This window comes from Bdellovibrio sp. ZFWA1 (assembly GCF_056175665.1).
The window spans coordinates 1063411-1080822 of record NZ_JBJKJH010000001.1 but is presented as its reverse complement, the minus strand read 5'-3'; the positions used below and the strand labels follow the sequence as shown (position 1 = coordinate 1080822).

16 protein-coding genes are annotated in these 17412 nt (G+C 42.5%); 8 read left to right on the top strand and 8 right to left on the bottom strand.

Translation table 11 applies throughout. The features are described 5' to 3' along the window. The first annotated feature begins 74 nt into the window (after nucleotides 1-74). From AC04MN_RS05140 to AC04MN_RS05110, 7 genes are read left to right on the top strand one after another with little or no spacing between them, the layout of a single operon-like run. Nucleotides 75-443 carry an NADH-quinone oxidoreductase subunit A gene (locus AC04MN_RS05140; protein WP_475382116.1) on the top strand — a complete coding sequence of 123 codons (369 nt, stop codon included), beginning with the start codon at nucleotides 75-77 and terminating at the stop codon, nucleotides 441-443. A 3-nt stretch (nucleotides 444-446) separates the two neighbouring features. Further along, a complete protein-coding gene (locus tag AC04MN_RS05135) occupies nucleotides 447-1607 on the top strand; it encodes a complex I subunit 1/NuoH family protein (RefSeq protein ID WP_475382115.1) in 1161 nt (386 codons plus the stop codon). Between the two features lie 10 nt (nucleotides 1608-1617). Continuing rightward, nucleotides 1618-2157, top strand: coding sequence for an NADH-quinone oxidoreductase subunit J (locus AC04MN_RS05130; RefSeq protein ID WP_475382114.1), 540 nt, complete (start codon nucleotides 1618-1620; stop codon nucleotides 2155-2157). Continuing rightward, on the top strand, nucleotides 2144-2470 hold the full coding sequence (nuoK, locus tag AC04MN_RS05125) for an NADH-quinone oxidoreductase subunit NuoK (protein ID WP_475382113.1): 327 nt from the start codon (nucleotides 2144-2146) through the stop codon (nucleotides 2468-2470). The genes AC04MN_RS05130 and nuoK overlap by 14 nt, the downstream gene beginning before the upstream one ends. 9 nt (nucleotides 2471-2479) lie before the next feature. Then, the gene (nuoL, locus tag AC04MN_RS05120; RefSeq protein WP_475382112.1) at nucleotides 2480-4411 is read left to right on the top strand and encodes an NADH-quinone oxidoreductase subunit L; all 1932 of its coding nucleotides are present in this window, start codon (nucleotides 2480-2482) and stop codon (nucleotides 4409-4411) included. 3 nt (nucleotides 4412-4414) lie between these two features. Further along, a complete protein-coding gene (locus AC04MN_RS05115; protein ID WP_475382111.1) occupies nucleotides 4415-6025 on the top strand; it encodes a complex I subunit 4 family protein in 1611 nt (536 codons plus the stop codon). A gap of 2 nt (nucleotides 6026-6027) precedes the next feature. Continuing rightward, nucleotides 6028-7488 (top strand): NADH-quinone oxidoreductase subunit N, encoded by a 1461-nt coding sequence (locus AC04MN_RS05110; protein WP_475382110.1) that lies wholly within the window; start codon nucleotides 6028-6030, stop codon nucleotides 7486-7488. A 29-nt stretch (nucleotides 7489-7517) separates the two neighbouring features. Here the strand turns inward: AC04MN_RS05110 and AC04MN_RS05105 are convergent, their stop codons facing one another. Then, nucleotides 7518-8717: a patatin-like phospholipase family protein gene (locus AC04MN_RS05105; protein ID WP_475382109.1), complete on the bottom strand. Its 1200-nt coding sequence runs from the start codon at nucleotides 8715-8717 to the stop codon at nucleotides 7518-7520. Nucleotides 8718-8884: 167 nt separating this feature from the next. Between AC04MN_RS05105 and AC04MN_RS05100 the strand changes: the two genes are divergently transcribed. Then, the gene (locus tag AC04MN_RS05100; RefSeq protein ID WP_475382108.1) at nucleotides 8885-9295 is read left to right on the top strand and encodes a hypothetical protein; all 411 of its coding nucleotides are present in this window, start codon (nucleotides 8885-8887) and stop codon (nucleotides 9293-9295) included. Between the two features lie 104 nt (nucleotides 9296-9399). Here AC04MN_RS05100 and lon read toward each other — a convergent pair whose 3' ends face one another. The 7 genes from lon to hemW form a co-directional block, all read right to left on the bottom strand. Beyond that, on the bottom strand, nucleotides 9400-11802 hold the full coding sequence (gene lon, locus AC04MN_RS05095) for an endopeptidase La (RefSeq protein ID WP_475382107.1): 2403 nt from the start codon (nucleotides 11800-11802) through the stop codon (nucleotides 9400-9402). Nucleotides 11803-11940: 138 nt separating this feature from the next. Further along, entirely contained in the window at nucleotides 11941-12312 is a 372-nt protein-coding gene (locus tag AC04MN_RS05090; protein WP_475382106.1) for a TraR/DksA family transcriptional regulator, read from the bottom strand. Between the two features lie 95 nt (nucleotides 12313-12407). Continuing rightward, nucleotides 12408-12779, bottom strand: a complete 372-nt coding sequence (locus tag AC04MN_RS05085; protein ID WP_475382105.1) for a TraR/DksA family transcriptional regulator — start codon at nucleotides 12777-12779, stop codon at nucleotides 12408-12410. A 125-nt stretch (nucleotides 12780-12904) separates the two neighbouring features. Beyond that, a complete protein-coding gene (locus AC04MN_RS05080) occupies nucleotides 12905-14623 on the bottom strand; it encodes a penicillin-binding protein activator (RefSeq protein WP_475382104.1) in 1719 nt (572 codons plus the stop codon). Further along, a complete protein-coding gene (locus AC04MN_RS05075) occupies nucleotides 14620-15609 on the bottom strand; it encodes a DnaJ C-terminal domain-containing protein (RefSeq protein ID WP_475382103.1) in 990 nt (329 codons plus the stop codon). The genes AC04MN_RS05080 and AC04MN_RS05075 overlap by 4 nt, the downstream gene beginning before the upstream one ends. A gap of 6 nt (nucleotides 15610-15615) precedes the next feature. Next, a complete protein-coding gene (locus AC04MN_RS05070) occupies nucleotides 15616-16134 on the bottom strand; it encodes a nucleotide exchange factor GrpE (RefSeq protein WP_475382102.1) in 519 nt (172 codons plus the stop codon). Nucleotides 16135-16233: 99 nt separating this feature from the next. Next, nucleotides 16234-17409, bottom strand: a complete 1176-nt coding sequence (hemW, locus tag AC04MN_RS05065) for a radical SAM family heme chaperone HemW (RefSeq protein ID WP_475382101.1) — start codon at nucleotides 17407-17409, stop codon at nucleotides 16234-16236. Nucleotides 17410-17412 lie beyond the last annotated feature (3 nt).

The window sequence follows — 17412 nt, the reverse complement described above, 5'->3', positions numbered from 1 at the left end:
TTTTTAGACGTGCTGCGGATATAACAGTAGAGTTGCAAACATTTTGAAAAACAAACCCAAATCAGGAGGGCTGTGTGCCACTTGGTGGAGTCATATTCATCACGATCTTCATTGCTATCTTTGGTCTCATTCTTGTGAACCTAGCCAAGCTATTTGGCGGCGCAAGCAAACACGATGCAGTTCAATACGACACTTATGAGTGTGGTATTCCTGAAATCGAAAAGAAGGACACAAAAATTTCAGTTAAGTTCTACTTAACTGCGATTTTATTCATCCTTTTTGATATCGAGATTATTTTTATGTACCCATGGGCGACAACGTTTCGTGAGTTTATCGCGGCGGGGATCGGAACCTATGCATTGGTATCGATGCTTGTATTCATCGGAATATTTATCTTTGGCTTGTTTTGGGAAATTAAATCCAAAGCATTGGAGTGGGATTAATTTATGACAATGGGTAATGATGTCTTTGAAATTGCAGTTAATTGTATCAAGCTTGTTTTGATATTCTTAATGATTGTGCAGGCTGTGCCTGTGTTGGTTTGGATTGAGCGCCGTGGATCGGGCTTTATTCAAAACCGTTTTGGTCCAAACCGCGTAGGACCACTAGGACTCACTCAGCTTCTTGCTGATGCTGTAAAGTTCTTAACTAAGAAGAATGACTTCGTGCCAACGAAGGCAGTGAAGTTTCTTTTTTATGCGGCTCCAATTTTTGCATTGATTCCAGGGGTTGTCGCGTTTTGTGCCATTCCACTTTCTTCCCCAGTGGCGGTCGAGGCCTTTCAAATGTTTGGCCAAACTTGGGGACCATATAACTTTGCAATCCAAGGTTATGATATCAATGTCGGAATTGTTTTTGTTTTAGGCATCTCATCTTTGGCTGCTTACACAATTTTGATGGCGGGATTTGGCTCGGGAAATAAATTTGCACTTATGGGCGCACTACGTGCATCGGCACAAATTATTTCTTATGAGTTGGCGCTGGGTCTTTCAATTGTTGGTGTGATTTTACTATATGGAACATTCAATCTTCAGGAAATGATCGTAGCCCAGCAGGGAACTTTGAATTTCAATTTCATGGGCTACCACATTACTTCTGATTACCTTCCAAACTGGGGTATTTTCTATCAACCGATTGGGTTTATTTTGTTTTTTGCTGCTACTTTTGCAGAGTCTAACCGTCTTCCATTCGACTTGGCCGAAGGCGAAGCTGAATTGGTTGCGGGATTCCACACAGAGTACGGTGGCTTTAAATTCAATATGTTCTTCATCGGCGAATACGCGCACATGATGATTGCGGCGGGCTTATCGGCTGTATTCTTTTTCGGCGGATATGGTATTCCCGGCATGACGTTCGATCAAGTGCACCAATGGGCGGCAACAATAGCCTCTTCAGCGACGGGTGTTAGTGCATTGACGGCCTTAGTTCACTTCCTTTCATTTAACATCAAGTTTGGCTTGTTCTTATGGATCTTTATCTGGGTTCGATGGACATTGCCTCGATTTAGATATGACCAGCTGATGGATTTGGGTTGGAAGACAATGCTTCCATGGTCTTTGGCTAATACGATGGCCACAGCAATCATGGTCTACTTGGCAACTATATAAGGAGTATCCAGTGACAGCAGATGCATTTCTATTTTGGTTTTTAGCTATTATTACATTAGTTAGTGGTCTTTCGGTGGTGCTTTTAACGAACCCGATTTATTCGGCCCTTTCATTAGTAATGACAATGGTTGGTGTTGCGGGTCTTTTTGTTACTTTAAATGCTTACTTCATCGCCGGAGTTCAGTTGATTGTTTACGCTGGAGCCGTCATGGTTCTTTTTGTCATGGTGTTAATGCTGTTCGATTTGAAACACGAACTTAAAGCATTTACTCGTGGTAAAGTAACGGGCGCAATTAAGATCGGTACAGCAGGCATTTTTGCTGGATTGGTTGCAGGTGCGATTTCTGCTTCGGTCAATTTGATTCAACAGGCGCCAGCTGATTCAAACCCAGTATTAAATACGGGGACTGATGCCACGAAGCCGCTGGGTCAACTTTTGTTCACTAAATATATTTTTGGATTCGAAGCTTTGGGCGTCCTTCTTCTGGTAATTGCAGTCGGCACCGTAGCTCTTTCTCGCAGCAAAGGCGGAACTCATGCAAAGCATTGATTTCGTAAACAACATTGGTCTTACTCATTATCTAGTCTTAGCGGCCTTTTTATTTGTTACTGGAATGGCCGGAGTTCTTCTTCGCAGGAACATGCTTGTTTTGTTGATGTCTATTGAATTGATGCTGAACTCGGTCAATTTGACTTTCATCGCGTTTAGCAAATTTCTTGGCTTGCTAGATGGCCATATTATGGTCTTTTTCGTTATGACAATTGCTGCCGCTGAAGCGGCTGTTGGTTTGGCGATTGCAGTATCAATCTTTAAACGTTTTAAAGAAGTGAATATCCGCTTCTTCGAACACTTGAAAGGCTAGGAGATAAGGATGAATCATTCTTTGTTAATTGCTATTCTTCTTTTGGCCCCATTTGTTGGATTTTTGATCAACGGTGTCCGCTTTAGATCACAAAATGCCAATCTTGCTGGTGGTATCGCTACGGCGGCAATCTTTACATCCTTCATAAGTGCGGTACTTTTAGTTACCGATCTAGTTGGGATGCCCGAAGAGTCTCGTCGTATTTCAGTCAGCTTCTTCGAGTGGATTGCAATCGATACTTTTAAGGTCAATGCTGGGTTTGTTGTCGATCAAATCAGTGCGATCATGATTCTGATCATCACTGGTGTTGGAACCTTGATTCACTTGTTCTCGATCGGATACATGCACCACGATAAGGGCGTTACTAAATATTTTGCTTACCTTAACCTTTTCGTATTCAACATGTTGATCCTAGTTCTAGGTGATTCATTGTTGACCATGTTTGTAGGCTGGGAAGGCGTTGGACTTTGTTCTTATCTATTAATTGGATTTTGGTTCACTGACTCTCAGAAGGCAGCAGCAGGTATGAAAGCCTTTGTTACCAACCGGGTTGGTGATGCGGCTTTCTTGCTGGGAATGTTCGTTCTATTCATTACTTTCGGAACTTTAAATTTCCACGAATTGAATGCATTGGCTCCAACAACAGTGGAAGCAAGCTGGTTGGGTGCAGCGACTCTGGGCACTTTATTCTTATTTATTGGTGCGACAGGTAAGTCGGCTCAGATTCCATTGTACGTTTGGCTTCCTGATGCGATGGCAGGTCCGACTCCTGTTTCTGCTTTGATCCACGCGGCGACGATGGTTACTGCCGGCGTCTATATGATTGTTCGTTTGAACCCAATGTTCTTGGCGGCTCCAAACACAATGATGGTCATAGCGATTATCGGCGCTTTAACGGCGGTTCTTGCAGCAACAATCGGCATGACCCAATGGGATATTAAGAAGGTTTTGGCTTATTCGACAGTATCTCAACTAGGTTATATGTTCTTGGCTTGTGGTGTGGGTGCTTTCGGGGCAGCAATGTTCCACTTAATGACTCACGCATTCTTTAAAGCATTAATGTTCTTGGGATCTGGTTCGGTAATTCATGCTATGCACGAAGAACAAGATATACGGAAGATGGGTGGGCTTAAAAAGTACATGCCGATCACGCATATCACTTTCTTCTTTGGTTGGTTGGCAATTATCGGTATTCCTCCATTTGCCGGTTTCTTTTCGAAAGATGAAATCTTGGCCTATGCGTTTTTCTCTCCACAAGGACATACTCTTTTGTGGTTGGCCGGAGCTATCGGTGCGACTTTAACAGCATTTTATATGACAAGATTAATGGCGTTGACCTTCTGGGGCAAATCACGTGTGCCTTCAGATATTCACCCACATGAGTCGCCTGCATTGATGGCTATTCCATTGGTTGTTCTTGGAATTCTTTCGATTATTGGTGGATGGATTGGTATTCCTCATGTGATCGGCGAACACCTTGGACATATTCCAAACTTCTGGGAGCATTGGCTACATCCATTAATCAAAACTGTGCCTGGTATCCAGCCATTTGATGCGGGTACAGAGTGGGCTTTGATGGGTGCATCTGTGACTTTGGCAGCGATTTCGGCAACGGTGGCTTATACTTTCTACGTAAAAAATCCGAAAGCTCCAGAGAAAATTGCTCAGTCTATTAAGCCGGTTTACGAATTGGTTAATAATAAGTACTTAGTTGATGAACTTTATTTTGGCGCGATTATCAATCCGCTAGTTCAGTTCAGTAAAAATCTTTGGTACTACGTGGATGTTCACTTCATTGACAAGATCACTTATCTTGCCGGTGATTTGGTGAAGGGTGGCGGATCATTGGTTCGCTCTCTTCAAAACGGTAATATGCAACAATATGCTATGTACGTTGGTATCGGCGTAATTGTAGCCCTTTCATTTGTGTTGATGAGGTAAAAGATGATTCTCAGTTCAATCGTTTTATTGCCATTAGTTTTTGCTCTGATAATCGCTCTTTGGCCTTCTGAAAAGGGTTTGCGTCCTTTAGCAATGGGTCTGGCGGTTATCGAGTTTATTGCCAGCTTATCTATTTTCCAACATTTCGATATGAACTCTGCCGGCCTTCAGTTGGTAGAGAAACATATGTGGATCGAAAGATTCGGAATTCAATACTTCCTTGGAATTGACGGTATTTCGTTGTGGTTGGTTATTCTGACTACGTTCTTAACTCCGATCATTATTCTGGCCAGCTGGAAGTCTATTGAACATCGAATTAAAGGTTTTCACGTAGCATTGTTTGTTCTTCAAACGGCAATGCTTGGAACATTCCTAGCGATGGACGCAGTTTTCTTCTATGTGTTCTGGGAACTTTCACTTGTGCCAATGTATTTCATGGTCGGTATTTGGGGTGGTGCTCGTAGAATTTACGCAACTGTGAAGTTCTTCATCTATACGATGGCTGGTTCGGTCCTTATGCTGATCGCAATCATCTACATGATGTATATGACCCAGGCAGTAACAGGTAATATGTCAGCAAGCTTGTTGGATTTTTATAATCTAAACATACCATTTGTTGGCGGTGATTTCTTAAACGCTCAGACATTGCTTTTCTTTGCTTTCGCATTGGCATTTGCAATTAAAGTTCCTGCCTTTCCGGTTCATACATGGTTGCCTGATGCTCACGTTGAGGCGCCAACACCAGGTTCAGTTATTCTGGCTGGTGTAATGCTTAAGATGGGTACTTACGGCTTCATGAGATGGGTTATTCCTTTGTTCCCTGAGGCTGCAGAGCATTGGGCTTGGTTGTTCCTGTTGATTGGTGTTGTGGGAATCATTTACGGAGCGCTTGTGGCTATGGTTCAACCTGACATCAAGAAGCTCGTTGCTTATTCGTCGGTATCTCACATGGGTTATATTTTGATGGGTCTTTTTGCATTCAATGCTTATGGAATGCACGGTGGACTTTATCAAATGCTAAACCACGGTATCTCTACGGGGGCACTGTTCATTTTGATTGGTATGATTTACGAGCGTACTCATAGCCGTGAAATATCAAAATACGGTGGCTTGGCTTTGGCGCTTCCAATTTATACTATTTTCTTTTTCATTATTACACTTTCATCGATCGCCGTTCCGATGACGAACGGATTTGTTGGTGAATTTTTGATCTTGTTAGGAACTTTCAAAGCGGCTCCAGCATTTGCTTATTTTGCGGTAACGGGCGTAGTTCTTGGTGCCGTTTATATGCTGTGGATGTTTAAGCGAGTATTCTTTGGTGAAAAGGGCGAGCTGGTTAATGACCCTCATCACCCACTTCACGATTTAGATAAACGCGAAATCGCAGTATTAGTTCCAATGGTTGTTATGGTGTTTTGGATGGGATTATTTCCAGGACACTTTATGAAGTTCAGTCAAAAGAGTATTGATCATCTAGTTGGCAATCGCGCTAACTATAACTTAGTCATTGCAGGCCAAGAGCAAACTCCTGCTGCGGCGACGGCAAGTGAATCAGTAAATTCAAATACGGAGGCTCCGGCTGCTGAAACTGCAAATGCTGGGGTTGGGGAGTAGTTATGAATGTTACAGTTGGTTTAAGCGATATCTTATTAATCTCTCCGATGATTGCGCTGTTTTTGGTAAGTCTTTTGCCAATCACAGTGAAAGTTCTTCGTGGAAATAAAGAGCAACCAGGCATTGCAACTTTAACTCAAGGTTTGTTGGGTTTGATTTTGGCGGCTGGTTTAATGATCGTCTTTGGTGGTTCTGGACAAACAGCGTTTAATGGTTCTTTGCTGTTTGATGGCTTGTCACAGTGGATGTCGTTGATTGCATTAGCTGCTGTTGGATCAGCAATGGTGTTGATGTACGAAAATCCGGCGACAAAGGGAAATCAGTTTTCGGAATTGATTTTCTTGGCAATGAGCTCGGCACTGGGAATGTTAGTACTGATCACGGCGGTTGATTTATTAACAGTCTTTATTGGCCTAGAGATGATGTCGTTACCGTTATACCTAATGATTGGTATGAGCCATGAAGAAAGACTATCTAAGGAATCAGCGCTTAAATACTTCGTTTTGGGATCTTTTGCTTCGGCGTTGTTCCTTTACGGTGTTGCTTTTGTTTTTGGTTCTTCTCAATCAACAAACATCATCAACCTTCTAGACAAAGCGCCGGAATTGATCGCTGTAAACAAGCTTTTTGTTCTTGGTATTACATTGGTTATTTTAGGATTTTGCTTCAAGGTTTCAATGGCTCCGTTTCATGCTTGGACTCCAGATGTCTATCAAGGAGCGCCAACACCGCATACGGCATTCATGGCTACCGCAGTAAAAACGGTTTCTTTTGCGGCTTTTTTAAGAATTGCAGCGACTAAAGTATTCGGTGGTAACGAGCAGCTTTTTGATTTTCTTCAATGGATTGCGGTCATCACAATGCTAGTTGGAAACATGGCTGCTATCATTCAAGGAAACTTGAAACGAGTTTTAGCGTATTCATCTATTGCGCACTCTGGATATGTTCTAGTCGGAGTTATCACGGCAGGCGTAGCCAAAGATGGTAGTTTTGGAGCATCTGGTGTTATCTTTTACTTGCTAAGCTACACTCTTATGACTTTTGGTGCCTTTGCCGTAGTTCATATGTTGGAAAGATCCGAAGGACATATTATCAATGTTGAGGATTTGGCTGGACTTGCAAAGAAGCGACCAGTTTTGGCTCTTTGCTTGACTGTATTTATGCTTTCACTTGCAGGTATTCCACCTACAATTGGATTCTTTGGTAAGTTCTATATGTTTACTGCAGCCATTGGCCAAGGACTTATGTGGTTGGCAATTTGGGGCGTTGTGAACTCTGTTATTAGCGTTTACTACTACCTACGACCTATTGTTGTGATGTACATGAAAGAGGGTGATGCAGACGTTGCTGAGCATTCTTTGAATGGAACTACAATTGCAGTTGTTGCCACCGCAATATTAATTATTGTTCTAGGGTTGGCGTCAGGGCCTCTTTTCCAACTGGTAGAGAAGTCTTTGAGTTAATAAAAAAAGGAGCCGCAAGGCTCCTTTTTTTATAAGTTGTGCTGTCTTAAAGCACTAATTCCTGCCTTGAAACCGATGCGAACAATGCGCTCTAGTATCTGAGGATTCAAGCTGAAGTGATCCACAAAAAACATTTCGTAGTTTTGAGGTCGGGGGGCAATGTATATATGATCCACATTGTTTCTATAGTTTAAGTTTCTTTTAAAGATTCCAAGAACTTCCGATTTAACTTTCCCATCGACGTTTTGCGCCTCAAGATAGGCATCAATTTCGTGATAGGTCTGATCCAAATCCGATCTAAGCTCTTTGGCGCGAACAACTTTCTGTTGAAGCGTTTGATAAAGCGCCTGATTCAATATGACCGGCACTCCATATTTGTGCAAAGAACCCATTTCTTCAGTAAAGTGATACGGTTCCATGGAATAGGAGGCGATAACTAGATCCGCGCCTTGATCTTCGGCGATATGGGTCGACATGGTTTCCCGAATTTCACCATCATAGTAAAAGATTTCTTTTCCATCCTGATTGTTAACTCCATAAGGAGAAAAAACGGGTGGAAGTGAGGTCGAACAAGCGACAGCCTCACTAATGGGTGCATAGTTGATGTACTTTGTTGTGCTTGTTTTTGAACTCTTTTCCCATGGTCCAAATATCGCTTTTCTTGTGTGGTTTAGTTGGGTGGCAACGATGTAAAGCTCAACCCCAAGTTTCGAAAAATCATTTTCTAAAAGTGCATGTCTTCGAAGATACTTTTCCATTCCTTTAGTTGAAAACAGCCCGTTCAATTTCAGCCCATTTTTTAGCATGGCTTCTAAACCACCGGTGACTAAAGATTTATTAAGAAGGGTGTCGGGAATGAACCGAAGTAGGCCTCGTGAGTTCAAATTGAAAATAGATCTGTAGCCAAATGGTTTAAGATACTCGAGGTCATTTTTATCGTAAACAGCGTTTTGTCCTATTCCGAGTTCGAAAGCGTTGATGAGTGATTCAACATTATATCCTGCCGATAGAATAGCTGCGATGAAAGCACCAGCACTTGAGCCCACATAGAGCCGTATAGTCTTTGGGTCATCCTGGGGAAATCTTTGGTGAACGACGGATTTAGGTCCGCCCGCGAATTTAAATCCTTTTTCCTGAAGTGCTAAACACACGCCAATATGATAGGCCGCAGCTTTAATTCCGCCGCCGCTTAAAACCAAGGCAATTTTCTTTTTCTCGGCAATTTTCATAGGCTTATCATACCTTGACCATGTGGATAGGCAATGAATAACCAAACAAAGGTCGAGTTTATATATCAAAAATTTGACAGCAGACTTTGGTATGTTATCGTGAATATCCAGATGGCTAAGGGTGTTTCCACCTAACCCCGAGGCCCTAAGTAGGTGAAATGACGACGATGAATATGTGGTTACCCTTAACTGATTACTCAACAAAGTACAAAGTGAGTGTGAGCACACTTCGACGTCGCATTAAGTCTGAGGACATCCGCTTTCGGTTAGATGATGGTAAGTACTTTATCATCGACGAGCCGATCGACTCTCAAGCCAAAGGGCATCGCCCCTCCCTAAGTAGCGAAAGCGCAAACTTTGGAGTGAGTCAGAACCAGCAGATGAAGTTAGCGCCTACGGAAGAGTCTGTTCTTGATGTAGCTAATCGTCTTCTTTCCGAACTCAAGCGTGCTTACACCTTGATACTTGCGGAAAAAGAAGAGCAGATGTTGTTACTTAAAGAAGAAGTTTCTGATTTAAAAACATTAGTTCGAGTCCTTGAATCAGAAAATGATCGCCTTAAAGGATTCAAACAGTAAAGAATCTAAATTGTTGTTGTTGTAAAATAAAACAAAAGGACCTGGTAACAGGTCCTTTTGTTTTTATCGCATCCACTTTTTTAAGGTGGTTGGGAGGGGCGATGTTAGGCTGCAAGAGCTTTTGATTTCTTTTGCTCTTTTTTGCCTGGTGCTTTTTTGTGTGATCGCTCAGTTTTCTCGAAGACCACTGCAAAAACTTCGTCTAAATTTTCAGCCAAAATAAAGTTCATTTTGTCTTTAAATTGCTGAGGGATATCAGCAAGATCCTTTTGGTTCGCCATCGGGATAATTACATTAGTAATGCCCTGATTTAAAGCTGCCAAACATTTCTCGCGAATTCCGCCGACCGGTAAAACACGACCCTGTAGGGTTACTTCACCTGTCATTGCGATATCGTGGCGCACAGGAGTCTCAGTCATCAAGCTCACAAGAGCTGTTGTTAGAGTGATACCTGCAGAAGGCCCATCTTTAGGGATAGCACCTGCTGGTAAATGCACGTGGATATCAAACTTTTCAAAGAAATCTTCCGGAATTTCTAGCTCTTCCATATGCGCACGAGCATAACTCATTGCTGCCTGGGCTGATTCCTTCATGACGTCGCCAAGTTGGCCCGTCAATTGAAGATGACCTTTTCCTTTCATTTTAAGAGCTTCGATCATCAAGACTTCGCCGCCAGCCTGTGTCCAAGCTAAACCTTGAACAATTCCGACCATCGAGTCAGAGACCTTATCATCACGCAAGAAACGTGGAGGACCTAGAAGCTCTGGTACTGTTGTCGCGTTGATTTCGATGAACTTTGTTTCGTTCATTACAACCATTTTCGCGACCTTACGGCAGATTGAGCCCACTTCGCGTTCAAGGTTACGAAGACCAGCTTCGCGTGTATATCCTGCGATTAGATATTTGATACCTTCATCAGTAAATTTGATGTTTTCGCTTGTGATACCATTGGACTCGATTTGGCGATCGATCAAGTGCTTACGGGTGATAAGCATTTTGTCATTTTCGGTATAGCCAGGGATATTGATGATTTCCATACGATCACGCAATGCTGGTGGGATGTTCTCTAGAACGTTCGCAGTCGCAATGAACAATACGTTTGAAAGGTCAAAATCCACATTTAAATAGTTATCGCGGAAAGTTTGGTTTTGTTCAGGGTCAAGAACCTCTAGCATTGCTGCTGACGGATCGCCTCTGAAGTCAGAACCTAACTTATCGATTTCATCCAAAACAATAACAGGGTTGTTTGTTTTGCACTGACGAAGAGCCTGAATTACTTTTCCTGGCATCGCACCAACATAAGTACGACGGTGACCACGAATTTCAGCTTCATCCTTAACGCCACCCAAGGCAATTCGGTGATACTCACGTCCCATTGCTTTTGCGATTGAACGACCAAGTGATGTTTTACCTACTCCTGGAGGTCCACCGAAGCAAAGGATAGGACCCTTCATATCATGTTTCAATTTTCTAACCGCTAAAAATTCAAGGACGCGGTCTTTAACTTTCTGAAGATCGTAGTGATCGTCATCAAGAATTTCTTTGGCTTTAACTAAATCTAAAATATCTTCAGTTTTCTTAGCCCAAGGTAAATCAACCATCCAATCAAGATAAGTTCTTACCATTGTCGCTTCCGAAGCATCTGGATGCATTCTTTCAAGACGACCCAATTGTTTAAGGGCTTCTGCCTCTACCTGTGTCGGCATTCCAGAGTTGATGATCTTCTCTCTAAGTTCATCCATTTCTTCACCTTTAGAGTCGCCTTCGCCAAGCTCATTCTTTATAGCTTTCATTTGTTCGCGAAGGAAATATTCTCTTTGAGTTTTCGACATGTCTTCTTTCGAGCCAGAACGCATCTTTTGTTGTGCTTGCATCACTTCAAGTTCTGCAGCTAACAATTCGTTAACGAACTTAAGACGAGCAACTGGATCATATGTTTCAAGAACTTTTTGAGAGTCTTGAACTTTAATTCCAAGATTTGATGCAATTAGGTCTGCAATGCGACCTGGATCATTAACATCATCAAGGACTAAAAGAATATCAGGAGATAGAGGTCTGCCAAGAGCGATGATTCTTTCGATGTGCTCTTTTGCAGTTCGAATCATAGCTTCAGTTTCAATTGCTGACACAGTTACTGGAGTGTCCTCAATTTTTTCCACTGAAACTTCAAAACTTGGGCTGGTGCGGTTAAAGTTTTTAACCTGCGCTTTAGCTACACCTTGAATAAGAATTTTAACTCGGCCATCAGAAAGCTTACGCATTCTCATGATCATAGCCACAGTTCCAACCGTGTAGATGGATTCAGGCGTTGGGCTGTCCTCGGAAATATCTTTCTGAGAAGCCAAGAAGATCAGTCTGTTTTTTGCTAGTGCTTCTTCAACCGAACGGATTGAAGTCTCTCTACCGACAAAAAGCGGAATGATCATGTAAGGAAATACCACGATGTCACGTACAGGTAACATGGGCAGCGTCTGAGGAATATCCATTACTTTATCGTCGAAACTCATACATCTCCTCCGCGTCTTGCGGGTCAACTTGCTGTATGAATCTGATCGGGTGTGACTGTGAAAACCTTGAATAAATAATAAAAAATTGGACTGACATCCATGTCAGCTAGACTCGTCCAATGAGTGGTTTAAGAGAATTTATTGCAATTGAGAGCCAGAAATTTCTAGATCTTCTTGGCATTCAATACATAGGGCTGTGAATGGTCTGGCCTGAAGTCTGCGAGTAGAAATTTTTACTCCGCATTCTTCGCAACAGCCATAACTGCCATCAGCAATTTTTGCTAAAGCGCGCTCGATAGCAAATAAAGCAAGGCGATCTTTTTCTAAGAGCAAAATAGAAGTGCTGTTTAGAATATCATTCGTGGCAGAGTCTGCTTCATCAGAAGAAGTTTCTGCATTGGCTTGTTCAGATTTGAACTCTTGAGACTTATTTAGAATTTCTCCTTTTTGATTTAAAAGAGACTTTCTTAAGTTTTCTATATCTAGTTCGTGCTGTTCGGTTACGTTCATCTTTACCCCCCCGCAATGATGAGTCTTGGCCGAAATTTAAGTTGTATATTGCGGGGGAAATGAAAAGTGTCACTAAAAAAGCACTGCGTGATTAATTAACGCGCATATCTCTTCTGGAATGTTTCACGCAGCTCGGCACCCTCTATAGAAAGCCGCGTCCAGGGAATCGCTAGCAGACGATCGATCTCGATAGGCTCCTCAGTTTCTTCGCATATACCAAAGATGCCTTGCTCTATTCTTGCAAGAGCCATCTCGACCTCGAAGAGCTGACTGCGCAAACGCTCTTGATTGACTAGAAACGAGTGTTCTTCCATGTGCGCCGTTGATTGGTCGCCTTCGTCGCCGGATTTTTCAGAATAAGTGAAATCCAAATGCGCTTGACGGACTCTGTTTAGCAACTCAGCTTTCATGCGGAGCAACTTAGATTGGCATTGGGTTATGACTTCTTCGGAAAACTGGACCTTCATGGAAAACCTCCTTCTTAGAGATTTCGCAAGGCCTCATGGCGCCTGCGAATTGGTCATAGGACTCTGACCAAGCGCAGTGCGGTTAAATTTTTTGATTAAATCACCATAAATAAAACTTATGGGAATTATTTAGATATTTTTAGAGGAGAAATTTCGCCTTTGATCAGAGTCAAAGTCGTAATAGGACGTATAAGTTCCCGATTTTCTGTCATTTTTACGGGCCCTGCAGCGCCCGGGAATTCTTTAATTTCGGCCAATTTTTGCACTAAAGAATCACGGGTATCGGCACCACCTGAAATAACCTGCCTTAGCATCAACGCCGAATCATACGCTTGAATTTCAATCAGTGAAGGGTCTTCGCCATAAACAGATTTAAATTCGGAAGCAAACTTAGCAGAGGCTTCTTTATTAATGGGAAGGAATGTATCGACGAATACAATATTGTCACCAAAAATACCTGTGCGCTTATTGATACCGTTGGTATTCCATAAATTTGTACCTAAGAATTTTGCCTGAGTGACATCATAATAAGAAATCATTGCAGCTAATTGTCCAAAGTTTTTAGAACCATCTGGAATAAAGATCGCATCAAAATCTGTAATCGGTTTTAGGACAACTTCATTATTCGATTGTCGAATTGATCGTTTTTTATCCTGAGATTTGATCTCTTTAAGGCTTAAGTAGTATTCAGCCTGACGAGCTTCTCCATAGTAGACTCCCAAAAGCTTTTCAACCGGGATTCTGTAATCTTTATCGTTCGAATTATAAGGTTGAACCGCTGTGATAGTTCCACCTCTTGCAACAACTTCGTCCCAAAAAAGATTTGTATATTCGACTCCGTAAGAATCGTTAGGGAATAAAATGGCGAATCTCTTCATGCCAAGATCGTTCATTGCCGAACGAACAAGCTGTTTAACCTGTTGTTCGGGCGTAAGTGCATTTCTAAATATGGTAGAGCCAATATCAGTGATGCCTGGACGTTGTGACAAGGCGATGACTGGAACTCCAAGTTCGGTTGCAGAGATTGCGACGCTTTCTGAACTTTTCGAAACGATGTCGCCGACGACTGCGATGACATTATCCTCTTTCACTAAACGCTCGACAGCGTTCTTTGCTGCTTCGGGTTGGCCTTCTGAATCGATGACTGCAAGTTTGAAGTTTGAAGCCACCTGATGCAGACCCAGACCCATGGTGATTCCCTTAAGAGCTCTGGCCCCCTGAGCTGCATTTTTTCCAGTTAAAGGCAGAACAACACCGATTGTCGTCGGGGACACAGAAGTTAAAGCTTTTAAGGTCGCAATATGATTTTCTGCTTGAATCGCAACGTTACTTCCAGGCGCAAGCTGTATGCAATTTTCAAAATATTCTATGGCATCAGAGTTTTTTCTTTCGGTCATTAAAAGCTTACCAAGCCTAAATGATGCCTCGGATTTTGCAGCTAAGTTTTTTGTATCGTCGATGAAATCCTCGAACTCGCTTTTCGAACTCATTCGCTCCAAAAGTTCGACGGTTTTTCTATTCAGAGCATCTTGATCTTTAGGGGAGACTGCTTTGGTCGCGACATCAGCATAAATCAAAGCGGCCTTTACAACTTGGTCAGTAGCCTCTAGCGCTTTTGCATTGTTAATTTCTGCCTGAAGAGGGTTGATGACATCTGCTTTGCTACTACTTGAAATAACGGGAGCCTGACCGGCCATTCCCTTGGCAGATTTTTTCGTAGTTGATTTATTGGAAGCCTTTTTTGGCGCTTTATTGGTCGAGCTTGTATGAACTGTCTTAATCGGAGCGGCAGCACACGAAACTAAAAAAGCGGGAAGAATAAAAATTTTTAAATAGGGCTTCATGCTTTACGGCTCCTCATGACTACGCTCATTTTTTCTTTAAATGACTTAACTAAAGGGGTCTCTTCTGGGCTTTTCGCTAATGATTCAAGAAGTTCTTTGGATTTTGAAGACAAAGTTGCGGGAACGTCCACAAGGACCTTTACTATCATGTCTCCACTGCCAAATCCGCCAACCTTAGGAAATCCTTTACCCTTTAGTCTAAAAAGTTGTCCTGTATTGGTCCCTTGAGGAATTCGAATCATAGCTTTTCCAGTCAGTGTCGGAACTTCTACGTTGGTACCTAGGATTGCGTCTAAATAGCTAATTGGTAAATCTAGTAAAACGTCGTGTTCTTCTCGGGTAAACAAAGGATGTTCTGCGACAGATATGACAACATAAAGGTCACCATTTTCTCCACCAAGTACTCCAGAGTCTCCTTCATTGGACAGCTTTAAGCGCTGACCTTCTTTAACACCAGCAGGGACGTTGACGGAAAGTTTCGCCGACTCGTCTTTGCCATTTCTTTGGCGCACAAAATGAATGACTTTTTCACAACCAATTGCGGCTTCTTCAAAACTAATATTTAGAGAATAGCGAAGGTCCGCACCTTTTGCGCGCCGAGGACTTCCCCCAGGCCGCTGTTGCCGAGGTCCGCCGCGTCCACCAAAAACGTCTCCGAAAATATCTCCAAATATGTCTTGAAAAGGATCGCCGCCCTGGCCGCCAGAACCACTTCTTTGGTAGCCTCCGGCGCCACCGAAGGGTCCACCACCACCAAAACCTTGTGCTCCTGCGTGTCCAAATTGGTCATACATTTCGCGCTTTTTCGAATCACTTAAAGTTTCATAGGCTTCTGTAATTTCTTTAAAGCGCTCTTCAGCTTTTTTATCGCCGGGATTTTTATCTGGATGATATTGCATGGCCAATTTGCGGTATGATTTTTTAATTTCATCCGCAGAGGCCGTACGTGAAACATTTAATAGCGAGTAAAAATCCTTTTTTGACATAAGCTATTATTCAGGTTGCTTTGCTACGACCACCTGAGCGGGTCGAAGAAGTTTTTCGTGAAGTTTGTAGGCCTTTTTAAAGACTCTCAAAACATGTCCAGCGGGAACCTCATTGCTTGCCTCGGAGGACAAAGCCTCGTGGACATTGGGGTCAAAGGCTGCTCCTTGACAAGGCACCTCTTGAACTCCGTGACGGCCCAAGGTTGATTTGATTTCAGCCGTCGTCATTTGAACACCCTGGATAACAGTTTTGTAGTTATCAGGCGTTACTTCCACCGAAAGGGCGCGTTCGAAATTATCCATGATTTCTAAAAAATCACGGATGAATCGTTCAGCTCCATACTTTGTAAGATCAGAACGCTCTTTAATTGCATGTCGTTTATAGTTTTCAAACTCTGCACGAAGATACAGAAAATCATTTTTATATTTTTCTGCCTCTTCTTGGGCGCGCTGCAGGTCCGTTCCAATAGGAGTCACCGGTGATTCAGGGTTTTGGTTTTGATTGTTGTTTTCGTTTTCAGACATAGTTACTCCATCAAAGACAAGTACTCATCTAACATTGTGTACTGACTGGGAAATGTCAATGTATCGAGGTGATTTCAGGTCCTAAAAAAGGACTCAGATTTATTGAATTTCAGTCGCTAAAAAGGTCAGCTTTTCGAAAACTAAATTACTTAGAACAATGCCCTCTTGTGTCAGGGACCAGATGTCATGTTGTTGCTGAACCAGCTTGGTGTTTATTAATGGCGCAAGCCGTTGCGCAACAATTTCTGTAATTTTAGCAGAGAACTTATTTTCTAATGCCTTGGCCGAAAGACCAGTCATTAGTCTCATTGAAGTATGGCAAAAATCTGTCAGGGCTTGATGCGGCTCTAAAATTTCGAACTGTGCCTGTGGCAATTGTAGCTGTGGTTTTTCAAATGTTTGTCCCTGGAAGGACTGGACCTGCTTAACGTACTCATTGATATTGTTCAAATTCCAATATCGCAATCCCCAAGGAGTGTCTTTTGTATAGGAATGAGCGCTAAGCCCTAACCCCCACCAGGGTTCATCAGTCCAATACAAAATATTGTGCCGCGATTCGTAGCCGGGCTTTGCAAAATTCGAAATTTCATATTGTTTGAAGCCATTTCTGTTCAGCTGCTCAGAAATATAGTCAAACATCGCGACCTGATCATCTTCGACCGGGCGCCCTTTTGAAAGGGGATGGCTGTCGGGAACGGTAAGGCAGTAAGGGCTAATGTGACGAGCGCCGATGTTCATCGCAATATCGACGTCTTTCTTTAGACCTTCTAGCGTCTGAGATGGAAGGGCGAAAAGAATATCGAAACTAAAATTTAGATCATATTTTTGTAAAAGTTCGAGCGTCTGCATTGTCTGTTTCGCTGAGTGCTCGCGCTTAACCATTTTTAGCAGCCTGTCATCAAAGGTCTGAGCCCCAACACTAAAGCGATTCACACCATTGTCTAGATAGATCTTAAGCTTTTCCTCTGAAACGGTGGCTGGATTGATTTCGATAGTAACTTCGGAGTTAGGTCCTATTTCAAAGCCAAGATTTGCTAAGTTTTGAATCACAGATACAATAGAAGAGGCGTCAAGTAAGCTGGGGGTTCCGCCTCCAAAATACAGAGTATCTAGTGTTTGCTTGGGATAGTAGTTTTGCTTTTGTCGCATTTCTTCAAATAGAACTTGAAGATAAGCATCCGGAGGAAGGATTGATCCTTTCTCGTAGGTGGCGAAGTCGCAATAGCTACAACGCTGAATGCAATATGGAATATGAACATAAACACCGAATGCCATGGG